Genomic DNA, 16020 nt, shown 5'->3' with positions numbered 1-16020 from the left:
TCATCCACCCAAACCGTGTTGGACTGAACACCGCCCCCGGTCAGTGAACAGTCCGGATTAAAACACTGTCGGCACCGCCGGTGGTAACAAGCTCTGGCAACAAGCGGATTGATATCAATGAACAAATCGGATTCCAGAACCTCCCTGAGTTACAAGGATGCAGGTGTCGATATCGACGCTGGCAACGCTCTGGTTGAGCGCATTAAACAGGTGGCAAAGGCCACTTCCCGCCCTGAGGTAATGGGTGGCCTGGGCGGTTTTGGAGCGCTGTGCCAACTGCCAGCCGGGTATAAAGAACCGGTTCTGGTTTCAGGGACCGATGGCGTGGGCACCAAACTGAAGCTGGCCATGGACCTGGGGATGCATGACCATATCGGTATCGATCTGGTGGCCATGTGCGTCAACGACCTGCTGGTTTGTGGTGCTGAACCGCTGTTCTTTCTGGACTATTACGCCACCGGCCAATTAAATATCGATGTGGCTGAACGCGTGGTCACCGGGATTGGCAAAGGCTGCGAACAGTCTGGCTGCGCCCTGATCGGGGGTGAAACGGCAGAGATGCCCGGGATGTACCAGGGTGACGATTACGATCTGGCAGGTTTCTGTGTCGGCGTGGTTGAAAAGTCTGAAATCATTGATGGCAGCAAAGTCTCCCCTGGTGATGTGTTAATCGGTTTGAAATCCAGCGGACCGCACTCCAACGGTTACTCACTGATCCGCAAGGTTCTGGAAGTGGCCGGTTCAGACCTAAGCGCCCTGCTGGCAGGCAAGACTCTGGCAGAACACCTGATGGCACCAACCCGCATTTACGTCAAATCACTGCTGCAGCTGCAAAAGGAACTGCCGATCCACGCCATGGCCCACATTACCGGGGGCGGCTTGCCTGAGAATCTGCCAAGGGTTATTCCCAAGGGCTGTCGCGCGGTGATCAACACGCAGAGTTGGGAAATCCCGGCCATCTTTCGTTTCCTGCAGGAAAAGGGCAATATTGAGACCTTTGAACTGTACCGTACCTTCAACTGTGGTATCGGTATGGTGCTCTGCATCCCACAAAGCCATCGGGAGCAGGCAATCAGGCGTCTGGCAGCGCTGGGAGAGGAAAGCGTCATTATCGGCCATATTGAATCCGCAGACAGCGATAGCGATCCTGTGGTGTTTCAATAACCGTCCTGACCAATATCTGGCCCGGGTGCCATGTCACTCTGGCCAACCGGATTCCAATCACAAAACCATTGAAAGCATTCAGGAAACAGCAGTGAGCGAGAAAAAGCGAGTTGTCGTTCTGTTATCAGGCAACGGCAGTAACCTTCAGGCACTTCTGGATCAAGAACATCACTACAGTTATCAAATTGTCGGGGTCGTCAGCAACGTACCAGAGGCTTACGGACTGGAAAGGGCCAGACAGCATAAAGTGGCTGCCCTTGGCCTGGACTACAAAATCTTTTCCTCCCGGGGTGCCTTTGACCAGAGACTGGTAGAAGAGGTTAACCGCTTTGAGCCGGACCTTGTGGTACTGGCCGGTTATATGAAAATTCTAAGCCCCGAGTTTGTGGAAAAATTCGCAGGCAGATTGATCAATGTTCACCCATCCCTGCTCCCGGAATACAAAGGCCTTGGCACCTATCGTCGGGTACTTGCGGATAAAAAACCCCGCCATGGCTGTACTGTTCACTTTGTCACACCAGAACTGGACAGCGGTGCCCATATCATTCAGGCTTCAATGAGTGTCGGGCCCGGCGATAATGAAGAGGGTCTGAAACAACGTGTTCAGGCCATGGAGCACCAGATTTACCCCCTGGCCGTACATCTGATCACCTCCGGCAGGCTGCAACTGAAGGGTGACAACGTGCTACTGGATGATCACCCTATTGACCCACTGGGCTACCAACTGCAGGAAAACGCCCTGGAACTGGCATGATCAATCCGATTCATACGCTTTTTCATCGCCACACAGTGAGCATGAAAGAACCAATAACTCATCCCGGCAACTATGGCCCGGGCGCTCTGAGAGCGGCACTTGCCCTGACCCTGGTGCTGGTGCTGGTGGGCAATACTGCCTTTGCCGCCTCCCAGACGAAAAAACCGGATGGCGCTTTCACGCTTAAGCCATACTCCGCAACCTATAAAGCATCCATCAAGGGGATGCCCTTTGGCGGCTCCGGCGAAAGATCCCTGAGACAAAATGCTGATGGCACCTGGACCCTTGAGTTCAGTGCCGATGCGGCATTTTTCGGGATGAAAGAGACCAGCCACTTTGCCAGTAAAGGTCTGCAACTGATCGCCAGCCAATACGTGCAACAAAGAACGGGGCTGGGCAACAAACCAACGGAATATGCCACCTTTGACTGGTCCCGCAATAAGGTCAACTGGCAACAGGGGGACCGGCAGTGGTCGATGGACCTGAAACCGGAAACCCTGGACAACCTGAGTTACCAGTTGAAACTGCGTATGGATCTGGCAGCTGCCCAAGGCCAACCGCTAAACTATGACGTTGCCGATGACGATGAAGTCTATCAACGCACATTCACCATCGAAGGCGAAGAGATATTAAAAACGGACCTTGGCAATCTGAAAACCGTTAGAGTCAAAATACAGAGAGACAGTGATGAACGGGCCACCTGGATCTGGTTTGCCAAAAACCATGACTACTTTCTGGTAAAGCTGTTGCAGGAAGAAAAAGGCACCGCCTATACCATTGAGATCAAAGAGGCTGCCATTGATGGCAAGCCACTGAAAAAGAAACAAACCACCAAACTGTCAGAACGCCCCAAGCATCCCTGATCACTATTTTCTTATATCTGCAACCTGAAGGAGCCTGAAATGCGATTTCTTCACACCATGCTGCGTGTTGGCAACCTGGATCGATCCATCGAGTTTTATACGGAAATTCTCGGCATGAAACTGCTGAGAAAGCACGACAACGAACAGTACCAGTACACCCTCGCTTTTGTTGGCTATGCCGATGAGTCTGAGCAGGCAGTGATTGAACTCACCTACAACTGGGGCACTGATCAGTACGACCTTGGCAACGCCTTTGGTCATGTTGCCCTGGGCGCTGATGATATTTATGCCACCTGTGATGCCATTCGTAAGGCCGGCGGCAAAATTACCCGGGAACCGGGCCCGGTGCTTGGGGGGACCACTGAAATAGCGTTTGTGGAAGATCCGGACGGTTACAAAATCGAGCTGATTCAAGCCAAAGCCGCTTCTGAAGGGCTTAACGGCTAAGAGGCTGTTCGAGAATAGCGCCCGCCCGTAGCGAGGACGGCAGTTTTTGAAACTTTTTAGAAAAAATAAGGTCATATAGTGAGGTGCAAAGTTATAACAATAAAATTCTGATGGAGGAAAACACTATGGGGCCAATATTAACTCGTATAGATCACTATTTATTTCCCCCTGAATGCAAATCCTGTTGTCCGCTTACAGCCGGTGTTTGTGTATTGGCAGGTGGTGCGGCCGGTGGGATCACTACGTTGCTTGCTGGTGCTAAAACGATCAAGGCATTTGCTACCGGCTTCGGACTGGGTGCGACAGTCGGGCTCACCTCAGCCACCCCTGTCGCCGCTGCATTCATTGCCTGTTGTCGCAATGACAATCCAGGGGACGACACTAATATCGCTGACAATCGTGACCGAAATCCACGCCCCCTTAACTCCAGGGTGGTCATCACTCACCAGCCGCACATGACTGTGAATGTGAAGAAGTTGACTTCCGACCTTGGTTTGAGATTCCATCTTAATTATCCTGGCAGTGCACATGCACTTGCCACAAATCAGTTGAGTAGCGATTATTGCGGTGGATACTACGATGGTGGACATGGTGGATGCGACAGCAGTGGACATGGCGGATGCGAAAGCGGTGGCGGTGATGGTGGCTGTGGTGGTGGTGAATAAAACCCGCGAAATTCCCAATCCATAGCGCATAGTGTCTGAGTGAATATGGGTGGGGCAGCCTAGGTGGGGCCGCCTAATACATAGTTTCAATGAGTTTGGCGAGTACAATCTCCGTTCACCCTGAGCGGAGTCGAAGGGTGCTTCGCACGATCTATCAGAGTCCGGAGTTTCCGCTCTCCGACAGGCCTCAGGACGAACGAAGTGCGGAGTCACGACACCCCGTCAAATTCATTGAAACCATGTTCCAGGTGGGGACGCCCAAGTGTGGCCACCAGTATCTTCCAGACAAACCATGCCCGACCAGTGCCACAAATATAATAATTTATTGATTTATTTCACTTCATTGTAACATTTCAATATCTTATAAATGCCTTGCGATAAAACCCCAGCTCAAAATTAATACTTCTGCTTTAGTGTATTCGATTCGGCAATAACGATTGCAGAGGAACCGGACGGCTACAAAATCCAGAAAAGTAATCACAGAACCGATAAACGACATGGATGCCATAATGCCCCGTCTTCGCACCCTCATCTTATTGACTGCATTATCCTCACCTCTGATCACCGGTTGCTCTTCCGGGCAGGCCAATAGCCATGGTGCCAATTACGTCACTAACGCGGCACTGAAGGAGCTTGGCCCTGCCGGTAATGCCATTGCCATTGGCATGGACCGGGAAAAGGACGTCATTGCTTTTGAGGCACTGGTTCGCATCTTAATCAAGGAAGCCAGGGTGGCCTGGGGGGATGAGAAAAAGGCCAGCAGTAAAGAGTATGTGAAATACACCAACCACTACCGAACCCGGGTATTTGTTGATTTTGACTCCGGTAAGGTTCATGTGGAAACCCTGGATCGCACGGACTTGAGAAAAGCGATTGCTGCTATTCTACTGACGCCCTATGCCCCTGATCAGGTGGATCTGTTCAGCGACAGAGATGTGCCCGTTGGTGAACAACCCATGCTGTATGGACAGGTACTGGATCATGAAAAGCAGCCCATCCGCTGGCAGTGGCGCGCCTTGAGGTATGCCGATTACCTGATTCAAAACCAGCTGACCACCCGGCGATCCCCAAAGGGACGGATTTACGCCGTAGACTTTGAACTGGTGGAAGACCACTTATCACAACGACAATATCAATACGCCAGCCTGGTTCGCAAATACGCCCGCATTTATGATGTTGAAGAGAGCCTGATTTACGCGGTGATTCGCACGGAAAGCAGCTTCAACCCCTATGCCGTCAGCTCGTCAAATGCCTATGGCCTGATGCAGATCATACCCAAAACGGCGGGTCGGGATGTGTTTGACAAGGTGAAAAAACTGCCCGGCCAGCCCAGCAAAAACTGGCTCTTCCAGCCCCATAACAATATTGATACCGGAACAGCGTATCTGTCGCTGCTGGAAAATCATTACCTGAAGCAGATCCGTGATCCACTGTCACGGAAATATACGATCATCTCCGCCTATAATGGCGGTGATGGTAATGTCTTCGCCACCTTTGATCGCAACAGCCGTGATCGCGCCATACAGAAAATCAATGACCTGAAGCCAAACCAGGTATATTGGGCACTGACTCAGAAACACCCTCGAGGGGAAAGCAGGCGTTACCTGGAAAAAGTCTCTACGGCTCAGAAGGATTTTTATCAGGGAAATATTTGAAACGTAAGCCAGCTATTACATTTATCGGTTGCGTTTTTTTCGATGTCATAATTCTCATGTCGCTTGCTGAATGTCAGCAATAGCTCGTTGACTCTGCCAGAGCTTTTCAGACAATTCAGCAACCGTCTCTTTACGACCAGAAACAACCCAGTCGGCAAATGCATCCGCTACATTGGGATATGGATTAGCCTCTTTACGCCGGGCGGTTTCTATAAATTGCTTCAGATTTTCATAAGTCAGGCAATAGAACACTTCAGCCAGGTGTCGATTTTCAAGTGTATAGGCATTGAATAATTGTTCTATTTGTCCCTTGAGAGGTTTAGTCAGAATGGGCAATCCAATATGCATGCATTCAGCGATAAGCGTAAATCCACAATTACAAATCACCCCTCTGGATGACTGTAGACTTTCTTTAAAACCTTTTACACTCATTTGAAAAAACTCCGCATTACCAACAACCTCCGGTGCCCTGGGACCATAAACTTTAAAACGGTATCCCGAAAACTTATTCAATAAATGAGCAACATTATCCTGATTTTCAAAGGGCAAATAGACAACAAGATGATTTTTATCCGGGCATGGTTGCATTGTTGTGTCGATGATCGGAGGCAAAACGGGCTGATTGTTAAAACTAACCCAATGAAGCCCGATAGTTTCTGTGGCCGGAGCAAAGAGTTTCACAGCTAACCTTGAAATGGAAAATCTCTGCAATATGGGGACATCGTAGTCAAACGAATACTGATGACCAAAGCCAATAACTGCCTTGTTGGCTAAATACCCAGCCCATGCCGTGACCGGTTCAAAGTCAGAGATAATAAGGTCATAGTCTTTCACATTTAACTTCCAGACATCACGTATAAATCCAAGGTTATCATGCATAAAACGTATTAACGTTTGAAAAAAATTCAAACGGCCATTTTCCGATATAAAAGTAAATCCATTGCGGTGTAAATAATTGCCAAATACCTCCATATCGTTAAGTTTATTCTTCTGACGACCTGAAACAAGATATTGAACTTTGGCTCCACGATCGGCCAATGATTTTGCAAGAAGACGAGAGCGAGTCAAATGACCATTGCCCATTCCTTGGATACCGAATAGAATTTTCACCTCCGTCGGTTGTTCTTCACCATCGTACAGCTGTCTAATAGCCTCTTCATAATCAGATTCAGGTGAATTATGTCCGGATAGATAATCGGAGCAACCGGACCGACGTTGTTCAATGACATCATAGTGTGATAGAAAAGTTTTAAGCTTGTCATCTGATACAGGAAAAACAAGACGATTGATCGATAGGTGATCAGCTGTTAAATGTTGGTTAAAGTATTCAACCAAATTATCCGTGAGAATCGTTTTAATGTGTTGATACCTGGGCGAATAACCCCGACATATCCGATTCCATAGTTTAACAGCGTTATTTTGAATCTCGTCATCCTGATAACTGTTAAACTCTGGGCGCAGTGCATTAATTACTAATGTATTCATCTTAAACTCTCAGTAAATTTTGTGATAATTGGACTATAAATACATGTGATGCATATTCTGCAATCTTGAAATGATGTAATTATATTGAGGATCAGATATATGACACCTTCAGGAGTTCAATGCTTTTGTAATAACCTTTTCCCATCAAAGGCCGAATTAAAACAGCATATAAAAGAAAAGCATCTACTACCCGCATTTAGCAGTAAATCTGTTTCATTTTTTGAAAAAGACAGAGAAATTCCTGACAGCTCGAACTCTTTGGAATATACCAATACACTTGAAATGGCCAAAAGAATGTGTATTGAATTAATGGATTCTGAACCAAAAGATACTGACCTCTCCCTTGACCATATACGACGATACACCCGTTTGATTCAAAGAGAAATCAGCACCATCAAATTAAAAAATAACTGTTCCTCTTATTCAAGTGAAATGAGAGCACTATTACGTAGACAAAACCCTGAAAGTTTCAGTTTTTTAGACTTTTATTCGATCAATATACATGATGTTGTAGCAATTGCTTTTAATGGAAGTAGTATGCACTGTACTACAACCGCTTCTTCCGATATTGATTTATATATAATTACAAAAAACACCAGGTCTGGTAAAAGTTTTTGCGACTTTAACTTGGATACAAAAAGATTATCAAAAAAATATCAGCCGGAAATTCGTAGTACGTGTCACAGGTTTGAAAAAAATACAGAAAAAGATATCGATGCCATGATATGCTCTTTGCCTGTATTTATTTGGCAGTGCTTGAATTCCAACCCTGCTGCTCTGGATTTACTGCATATTAGTGACGAGTTGGTTTTATATGAGGGAAGTGACGGCTTTTTTTCAGAATTAAGAGAACATAAAGATACATTTTACACAAATTTTTTACCCTACACTGGATTTGCAAAAGACCGAATAAGAAAACTGAAAGCTGTCAATCCTGAAGAATTGATCCCCGATAAAGATCGACTGGATCGGTTATCTGATCTTATTGAAACACTGAAAATGAACATTACTGCTGAACTTGCAGATATTTTGGAAAACATTGACGACTTTGATGAATTAATTACCCGTAACACCGATAAAAGCCTAATCTATTCAATAGCAGGTTTACAATTTGACGCAAGAATTAAAGTCAAAAGGGTAATCAAACCATTAGAAAACCAGTTGGAAAAAATTAAAGAGGGTGCAACAAATAATAAAAAATTATCAACAGTTATTCGCCTGATAACTCAGATCAAAGAGCTATACACTAATGGTAATTTTGAATACCCACTACCGAATAGTACTCTTATGATGAATTTAAAATCAGAAGCATGCAGTGATGAAGATACTAAAAAAGTGGACGAGATGATAAACGAATTCCTGGCTCAACATAAAGAATGGTCAAAGAACAGTAGATTTGCAGATAGTGGGAATAAGGACTTCTGGAAGAAATGGCTACAAGAAAAAAGCATTGAAGAAGAAGAAAGATAAAAACAAACAGCCGAATCGTTACAGAATGTATAAAATATTTGGAGTAATTTGTAGTTTTTAGAAGAAATTTTTTTAGCCCTGATCATATATATAAACATTACCCATATTGCTTTCACAATTTAACGCCTGACGCCCCCAATGAACATAATGATTCTGAACATTTACAACACTCCCCCCCATATTAGTTCTTCCACATGCATTGACAAGCAAGCTATCGACTTTAACATTTATATCTCCCATATTGGTGTGAAGCCTTCCTCCGGATTTAATTCTGTAGCTACGATGGGTAATAATATCCCCCATATTAGTATGTAATTGCATTCCACCAACAAATGACTCCGGGAGTCTCAACTGAACATTTTCATTACAATTGAGGTTAAGATTATTATTCCTGAGACTTGGCTCTCTGGATGATATAACTGACACCTGATGCCGGTTTACGGGGCATTGTCCTTTGATAAGGATATCTCCCTGTCTGGTATGTATATCAATAAAATCAACATTTTCTTCTCTAAAATCATATTCCCTGACAGGGGTTCTTTGACGGCCCGGAGTTGTAACCGTTACATTGTGACCAGACACAACCTCACCATTATGAATAACAAGATTTGAACCTTGAATCTGTCTTCCATTAAGATTGATACCATCTCCGGCTACTACATGAAGAAGATTACCAGCTGATCGGAAGTTCATACCAATGTCAGGAAAAGAATTCAAAGAGTAAGAGCCTGAAGCTTGAAAGTTGAAGGCTCTATTGCCAAATGAAGAAGAAATATTACCAGATTCTGAAGATGACAAATAATTTACATTATCATAGCCTCCAGCATTCTCCACCATTTCGTTTTGCCTGGCTGGCTGACGGGTTATACCCGTACTTGGCGTGGTACTGGAGTTAATCAGTTGTATCGCATCATTCTGCACCTTACCTTTATGCTTATCGATACTTGTTTCGGTCGATGGAATATCCTTAAAAAGGCCTACACTTTCTTCTATTTGATTGATAATTAAACGATCTTGACATTTTAAGTCATCTTGAATTGAACCTGAAAACTCTAACCTGTGGATTGGACATTTTTTTGGATCAGGAAATGACAGGTAACAATCTGCGCATAAAATTTTGTCACAGCATCGAGTAGACAGCGGTTTTTCAAATACATCTTTACATGACAGGCATTCAAGCTTTGAAAGAAACTTTACAGCAGCAGCTTTTTCTGATCCATCATCTTCAGACTCTATTATTTGTCGTCTACCCTTTAAAGATAAATAGTCGATCAATGTCGTTTGACTTGCACCTGCAATATTCATAAAGTCTCCACATGTTATCTGTATACAAAATAAACATAGAAAATAAACATAGAAATGGAAAATATAAAAGACAGGGAATCAATATATTTATTGACTATTTTGCCAAGAGGAGGATAGCAATTCAGCATTATTAATGGATGGTTGCTCGAATACGCTACTTTGTATTCTCACTTAATATTTACTTGATTTTCTTTTTTTACCTGGCCTGGGGCCAAGTGGGTCAGGCATAAGATCAAACTGTCCTCGCAGATAATCTTCCAGCTTATAGTGGTGGAAAAACCTCGCATCATTGATCAGAGGAATGTAGTCATCACGAGTACTGATATACCCCCCCTCCTGCAGCAGTTCCTGAACCAGTGTCATAAGCCCACCTCTGGCGGCTGCCGCGATCAGGGTTTCAGACTTTGTGCTGTTTTTTTCAAAGGTTGCGCCTGCACTGCGCAAGTACTGCACCATATCATAGTGGCCAGCATTGGCAGCCCCCCAGACCGGGGTCTCGCTGCCGGTACTGTTGGCATTCACATCCACGCCCTGTTCCAGGAAGTATTTGACCAGCTCCCGGTCACCGGTCATGGCCGCAGCATAGATGGGCGTTTTGCTGCCTGAGCGGAACGCATTAACGTTGGCACCCTGCGCAACCAGAAACTTCACGATATCACGGTGGCCATTGCAGGCTGCTATGTAGATCGGAGTGTGAGCACCTTTTCTGCAACCGTCAATGTCAGCCCCCTTGTCAACCAGTAATGACACTATATCAAAGCGCCCCCATTCGGCCGCCTCGCACATAGGGGTATCTGTGTATTGGTCAGAGCTATTGACGTCTACACCATGTTTAATCAAATACTTTACTACATCAATGTGCCCCCCAATGATGGCATGACCGATCAGGGATGTGCCGTTTTGGGACGAATCTGCACTGACTCCGGCTCGATGCAGGTACCTTACAACATCAACATGGCCATTTTGGGCTGCTTCTATGATCGGGGAAGGGAAACATTGGTCAGTAATTGCGCCTTTCTTATGCAGGTAGCGCACCATGTCAAGGTGACCCTCCCGGGCTGCGGTGGCGATGGGGTGGTCATACCCACAACGCAGATTGATATCTGCGCCCTGTTCAAGCAATGCTTTAATGTCATCAATGTTGCCAGCCCGGGCCGTTTCAATCAGTTGCTCATTCCGCTTTATCTGCTGCTCGCTCAGCAGCTCGGAGGTGTTTACAATGGTCGACTGTGTAGCCACTGGCCCGGTGCTTTTTTCAAGTACTGTGATCTTTCTTGTTTTTTTACCCTTTGTGGTCTGGCCGGAAGACTCGGGTGGGAGTGGTGTTTCGCGTTTTGCTTCGGGTTTCTGGCGTTTTCTTTTTTTGTTACCGGTTTGATCAGCCGATGAAAAACCGGCCGTAGCATGGCAGCCATCCTTAATATTCATAGTCCTGAAACCTCTGATACTATTTGCTTGCTCAGACAATCAAAATTTGCTTTTGTTTCCGGTCACGTGAGTAAAAGACCCGGATTCAGTGGATGTGTATGCATAAGAAAACTGATAAAACCAGGGTCCACGAAATGCGATGCCAAATAAAGAGGCATGATCATTGACAAGATAACCCATACTTGCGTAACACCAGGGCTTTAATACTCTGTTCACGAAAGATGGCCTTTAAATACCTTCAGCATTTCCGGATCAGTAATAGGAAACGACACAGAGACAAACCGCTCTTTAAAGTCATCCTCAGCCAAAAGAGACGCAAACAACCGCGCAATATCAGCTGCATCATGGCCAAAGATCCCACAGCCCCAGGCTCCAAGAATCAAATGTTTCACACCATTATTGGCAGCGACGGCCAGGATCTTTCTTGCACGGGTATACATTGTCTGCTGGAGAGTCTTTTGCTGGATACCTTTGCAATAAGGCAGGTCCACTGCCGCAGCAGTGATAAACGAGATCAGGTAAGGTTCTTCGGGATTGCCGTTATCATCTTTAAAGACTGGAACATCCGGTGAATACAGGATCGTATCAGAATAAAGCCCCCGATGGGTGTACTGATATTGGTTGTTATAAACGTACATCTGCCTTCCTGTGTCACTGTCCAGAGAAGCAAACAGTGCAGAGGCTCTTGCCAGGCTATCTTCCTGGGTGTTGGTCCCTTCCCGGAACATACCCCCGGGTTGAACAGCAGAGGCAAAATTCAGGCAAGCCACGCGGTCTTTGCCTCTCTCCCTGGCAAGCCGGTGACACGCTGCCAGAGAGGTTTCCTGCATAACCTGGATATCAGTACGGGGATTGAAGTAATCTGCTGGGGGCTGAAGGGGAATGGCGTCGCTGGCAGCATAGAACCTGGTATTGGCAATACACCGGTCAATGGTTGCTTCAAGATCTATTGTTTTGCCATGTAACCTGAACGCTTTATTGTTCAATATATCTACTGTATGCACTGCTATTTTTCTGAACTTTGCCTGCTCTGGATTCATAGCGTTTCGTTTGGCCGATGATGCTACTGTTCTGGTGCTAATAGGTTTTCCTGAACGACCTGAAAGCCCATGACCTGAGGAAGCTAACGCTCCGGCAGCCCGGACTTTCTGCTTTTTACTCCTGCAAGATTGAGGCACTTTTACAGCAGGCTGACTGGTCACCGGTGGCATTTTATATGACCTCATCGTATAACCGAGTAATCAGTATGACCTGCTTTTTCGATTTCGCAGATTTAATTATTAAAAATGAGGTATCAATGAGGTAGGGGAAATATTTTCTGCAGATCTGGCATTCAGGAACAGGCTCATCAAATCCAGGAATGCCTGTTTTTCACCCTTGAATGTTATCAGTTCATATTTCAGAAAGTTATCCAGGTTTATCATCGGATCAACACAGAACTCAACGCCCTTACCAAGACAATAGCTTAAAGCACTGAAGACTCTCTGATCCTCAATATTTACCTGAACGTTAGTCTTAAAATCACTATTGGCTGGCAAGTCCAGTCTGTTTTCTCCAGGTTGCAGAATTTCCATCTTAACTCCTTTACCTTCGGGTAAAAGATACAGGGAAAATAGATATTCACTCCCCAGGGAAATACTAATTCTGGTTGTAGAATAATCCGCTAACCTGGCACACTCAGCATTTGAAAGTTCTTTGCTGCGAAGTGAACTGATAAGTAAGCCAACCTCCTTTTGTATGGTAGTGCCATGCATAACGCCTGCTTTGAATGTCACAGGTTTAGTAGTACGGGTAAGCCCGGGTATTGCCCCCTCTGGAATATGCACACATAAATCTGTTGTCTTTTCCTTGCCTCCGTAACCTATAGAGACAGTGTACGCCCCCTTATCCATATTAACAACGGTTCTATCCTCAAACCATTCAGGCTCTAATTCACTGACATATTTTTCTAATTCACCCAAAAATTCACATCTTTCTTTTGTCCACTGTCGCGCCAATAGCTCTTGTTGCTGTTGTGATGCCTTAATTTCATTAGGCACTTCAAAATCAACATGAGACTCGAAGAGAGGTCTTATCTGCGCCTTAATATCTTCAGCCTCTTTTTGACCAAACACTCTATTCGCTTTAAAAATGCTGGTTAATGTATTCAATGCCACCTCTCTCTTCTCATTAGGTACAGATTCAATCACATAAACAATTCGATCAAAATTTGTTTTTGGTGGTTTTCCATCACTGGCAATACTGGCAAGAATTTCCAGCATGTTAATTTTTTTAGGATTCACTCGATTAATAACGTCTTTGACTGGTTCAAGGACATTTTTGACGAGCCTGCCAAAAGCTGATACGCCCTCTTGAATACCTGCCACGCCCGGACTTTCTGCAACAGAATCACCCTGAGAGCCAACACATTTTTTTGCACCTTCAGCAAATCCCTGACTTGAAAACTGAGATGTAGAAGCACCATACATAATATAAATACCTAAATTAGTTAGAAAGCGTTAGAGACAATCTCTTCAAACAAAAGTTCAAGATTAAGGTAAAAGGCGTTGCAATCTCACAGTTAGGGAGGAAACAGAAAACACTCAGAGCAACGGAGACATTGCTCAGCAGCTGGTTCTGAAGTTGAAATGGCAGAAGATCAAAATTAATTGAAATACTTATAAGATTTTCTGATTCTCAGCACCACGTTATTCAATCCCCTCAGTATGGTGGTGGCAGTTCTCTGGGAGTATATGCTGGCAGTTCTCCGAGGGGATATGCTGGCAGTTCTCCGGGAGTATATGCTGGCGGCGGTTCTGTAGGGTGCCGAAACGTTGCCGGGAAATCAATTGGTCCTTCTTCACAGAATGTTTCGGTGAGTTTACCAGTCGCTTCAGGGGTATGACTGGTAACCATGGATAAATGCAATGATGGGGCAGTGGCGGTTACATTCCGGCACAGACAAGGATACACCGCCTCGGCGACACTACCAGCCCAGGTACCCATTAAAGTGCCTACGGCAAGACTGCCCAAACCGCACAAAATACTTGGGTCAATACAATAAAACGACAGGGCCGTAGACAGGCAAACTGGCAGGCAAGAAGCATGACTTAGAGCTTGTTTTTTTGACATTGAAACCGTTCGCCCCAAAAACTGAACCTGACAAAATACCGGTTCTGGATTATCCATTTGCTCATTGGCTTCCATAAGCTGAGGTTCAAGCGTTACAATCGTTGTATTTATTGGTCTCGCTGTTTGCATGAAATTCACCTGATAAGTTTTTCTCTTTTGCCTTTAGAGACTCTTAATATCGAAAAAAGTTCATCATTCTCAGATTTCACAACCCACAGAACCATTGATGTAATAACAGTGCAGCGGTAAATTGATGAAAGACCAATTATTAATGTCCATCAGTGTAAGTAGTTAACCAAATGAAATCATATTTGCTGCCACCGTAGTAGAGCAGTCTATTCTCGGTCAGCCTCCTACTGCTGCCAAGCGCTAATACCCATACAACATTACACCTGTAATGGTCGACCTTTATAAGCCCACTTAAAAGGCTTGGCCATTTTCTCATTAAAGAAGTCCACAAACTGGTAGAGACGGGCCTTCAGCTCTTCGGTCGATGTAAAACTGTTTCGTTTCAGAAAGCGCCTATCCAGAATCGAAAACCATATCTCTATCTGGTTCTTTTGTTGTCCCCAGAAGGCTTTTCCCTTCCGATCCTGCCAATATGATTTTGGCTCTGAGCACTATGGATTGAGAGCTTTTCCGTTGGCGAATAATGAGCTCCAGAGCGTTACGTTGTTGTTCTGATAAAATAATCTGCTGGGTATGCTTTGATGGCATCCTTGCTACTACTGTTCAAAAAAAGGATGCGAATCAAAGCATATTTTTGTGTGTACTGGTATTAGCGCTTTCCTGCACTAGATGGCCTATATGCGGACAACCCTACCATTTCTCTGATCAAAGAGTACGGCTGGCACTTTATCATCGTGGCCAAGGATGGTAACCATGAGTCGCTTATTGAGGCTATGAATGCCCTTTAAGACGAAGGCCTGGTTCATCATCACAAAGTCATTGATGAGAAAAATAACACGACTCATAAATTCCGCTACGCCAATAACGTTCCCCTCAATCTTCTTTCTCACGTTAATAATTGATAGCTGGAACAGTTTATTTAAAACCATTGCCCATGGTGCTAAAGCACAGAAGATAGCTTTTGACACATCATGATTTGGCAAGATAGCCAGAATTTTCAGGGTAGTGATAGTGATTTTTCTTAGCAGTGAAAGCTGCTGGCTCTCTTATGTTTTCAGAAATTATGAATACGTCAGTTTTCAGGCTGTGGCAGTTGACGTGTATTCATCTGGAGTAGCTGCAGCGGTGCGCTATCCAGTAATACATCCCACAGCCAGGCTGCCTGACAAAACAGGTCAGACTTCTCTGATACCGGTTGCCTGGAACTTTACCGGGCGGACAAGGTCGTACTCTATTGTTGTCATCCCCAAACGATTCTCCAATTGGAAACAGGGAGGACCTCCAAACAAACCATGCAGTCACCCTCCTCCTCAGCAACCGCAGATACTGTATCCCGGTTAACATCCACTGAAGCTGGAAAAGACGAGCCGTCAACCAGCCGCAAACGCAAAAGAAAGCGGAGCATGGCAGGTCGCCGGATTGAACAGACAACAACGGGCACTGGAGCGTTTCCACCGCATCAACAGCAACCTGAATCCGGGACCATTCCCCCCATAAAGCTCAGGCGTGTTACTGGCAATAACTCGTGTATTGAGCGCTCTTCT

General features: G+C 45.3%; 15 protein-coding genes. 8 read left to right on the top strand and 7 right to left on the bottom strand.

Annotation, left to right across the window (positions count from 1 at the left end; all coding sequences use genetic code 11):
* Positions 1-117: 117 nt before the first annotated feature.
* Genes purM through gloA form a run of 4 tightly spaced genes read left to right on the top strand, consistent with a single transcriptional unit; the run spans position 118 to position 3228 of the window.
* The gene (gene purM, locus J7438_RS16855; protein ID WP_209277474.1) at positions 118-1164 is read left to right on the top strand and encodes a phosphoribosylformylglycinamidine cyclo-ligase; all 1047 of its coding nucleotides are present in this window, start codon (positions 118-120) and stop codon (positions 1162-1164) included.
* Positions 1121-1918: a phosphoribosylglycinamide formyltransferase gene (gene purN, locus J7438_RS16850; protein WP_209277473.1), complete on the top strand. Its 798-nt coding sequence runs from the start codon at positions 1121-1123 to the stop codon at positions 1916-1918. Before purM ends, purN begins: the two co-directional genes overlap by 44 nt.
* Positions 1915-2781: a DUF3108 domain-containing protein gene (locus J7438_RS16845; protein ID WP_209277472.1), complete on the top strand. Its 867-nt coding sequence runs from the start codon at positions 1915-1917 to the stop codon at positions 2779-2781. The genes purN and J7438_RS16845 overlap by 4 nt, the downstream gene beginning before the upstream one ends.
* A 39-nt stretch (positions 2782-2820) precedes the next feature.
* Complete coding sequence (gloA, locus tag J7438_RS16840) at positions 2821-3228, top strand: lactoylglutathione lyase (protein ID WP_163372178.1); 408 nt, start codon at positions 2821-2823, stop codon at positions 3226-3228.
* Positions 3229-3545: 317 nt separating this feature from the next.
* Here gloA and J7438_RS16835 read toward each other — a convergent pair whose 3' ends face one another.
* On the bottom strand, positions 3546-3734 hold the full coding sequence (locus J7438_RS16835) for a hypothetical protein (protein ID WP_209277471.1): 189 nt from the start codon (positions 3732-3734) through the stop codon (positions 3546-3548).
* Positions 3735-3795: 61 nt separating this feature from the next.
* Between J7438_RS16835 and J7438_RS27830 the strand changes: the two genes are divergently transcribed.
* Positions 3796-3918: a hypothetical protein gene (locus J7438_RS27830; RefSeq protein WP_286196652.1), complete on the top strand. Its 123-nt coding sequence runs from the start codon at positions 3796-3798 to the stop codon at positions 3916-3918.
* Positions 3919-4390: 472 nt separating this feature from the next.
* Entirely contained in the window at positions 4391-5548 is a 1158-nt protein-coding gene (mltC, locus tag J7438_RS16830; protein ID WP_209277470.1) for a membrane-bound lytic murein transglycosylase MltC, read from the top strand.
* Between the two features lie 54 nt (positions 5549-5602).
* Here the strand turns inward: mltC and J7438_RS16825 are convergent, their stop codons facing one another.
* On the bottom strand, positions 5603-7033 hold the full coding sequence (locus J7438_RS16825; protein WP_209277469.1) for a glycosyltransferase family protein: 1431 nt from the start codon (positions 7031-7033) through the stop codon (positions 5603-5605).
* A gap of 99 nt (positions 7034-7132) precedes the next feature.
* Between J7438_RS16825 and J7438_RS16820 the strand changes: the two genes are divergently transcribed.
* Positions 7133-8503, top strand: coding sequence for a hypothetical protein (locus J7438_RS16820; protein ID WP_209277468.1), 1371 nt, complete (start codon positions 7133-7135; stop codon positions 8501-8503).
* A 72-nt stretch (positions 8504-8575) separates the two neighbouring features.
* On the opposite strand, the gene J7438_RS16815 is transcribed toward J7438_RS16820, so the two are convergent.
* The 5 genes from J7438_RS16815 to J7438_RS16795 all read right to left on the bottom strand — a co-directional run bounded on the left by J7438_RS16815 (position 8576) and on the right by J7438_RS16795 (position 15444).
* Positions 8576-9808, bottom strand: a complete 1233-nt coding sequence (locus J7438_RS16815; RefSeq protein WP_209277467.1) for an RING finger protein — start codon at positions 9806-9808, stop codon at positions 8576-8578.
* Positions 9809-9979: 171 nt separating this feature from the next.
* Entirely contained in the window at positions 9980-11236 is a 1257-nt protein-coding gene (locus J7438_RS16810) for an ankyrin repeat domain-containing protein (protein WP_209277466.1), read from the bottom strand.
* 212 nt (positions 11237-11448) lie between these two features.
* A complete protein-coding gene (locus J7438_RS16805) occupies positions 11449-12240 on the bottom strand; it encodes a TIGR02452 family protein (protein ID WP_209277465.1) in 792 nt (263 codons plus the stop codon).
* Positions 12241-12516: 276 nt separating this feature from the next.
* On the bottom strand, positions 12517-13704 hold the full coding sequence (locus J7438_RS16800) for a hypothetical protein (RefSeq protein WP_209277464.1): 1188 nt from the start codon (positions 13702-13704) through the stop codon (positions 12517-12519).
* Between the two features lie 1446 nt (positions 13705-15150).
* Positions 15151-15444, bottom strand: coding sequence for a hypothetical protein (locus J7438_RS16795; protein ID WP_209277463.1), 294 nt, complete (start codon positions 15442-15444; stop codon positions 15151-15153).
* 324 nt (positions 15445-15768) lie between these two features.
* Between J7438_RS16795 and J7438_RS16790 the strand changes: the two genes are divergently transcribed.
* Positions 15769-16020: hypothetical protein (locus tag J7438_RS16790; protein WP_209277462.1), on the top strand; the 252-nt coding region annotated here is incomplete at its 3' end.

The organism is Thalassotalea sp. G20_0 (assembly GCF_017744175.1).
Classification (GTDB): domain Bacteria; phylum Pseudomonadota; class Gammaproteobacteria; order Pseudomonadales; family Endozoicomonadaceae; genus Endozoicomonas.
Note: the sequence above shows the minus strand (reverse complement) of the source record. Positions and strands in the feature narration are given on the sequence as shown.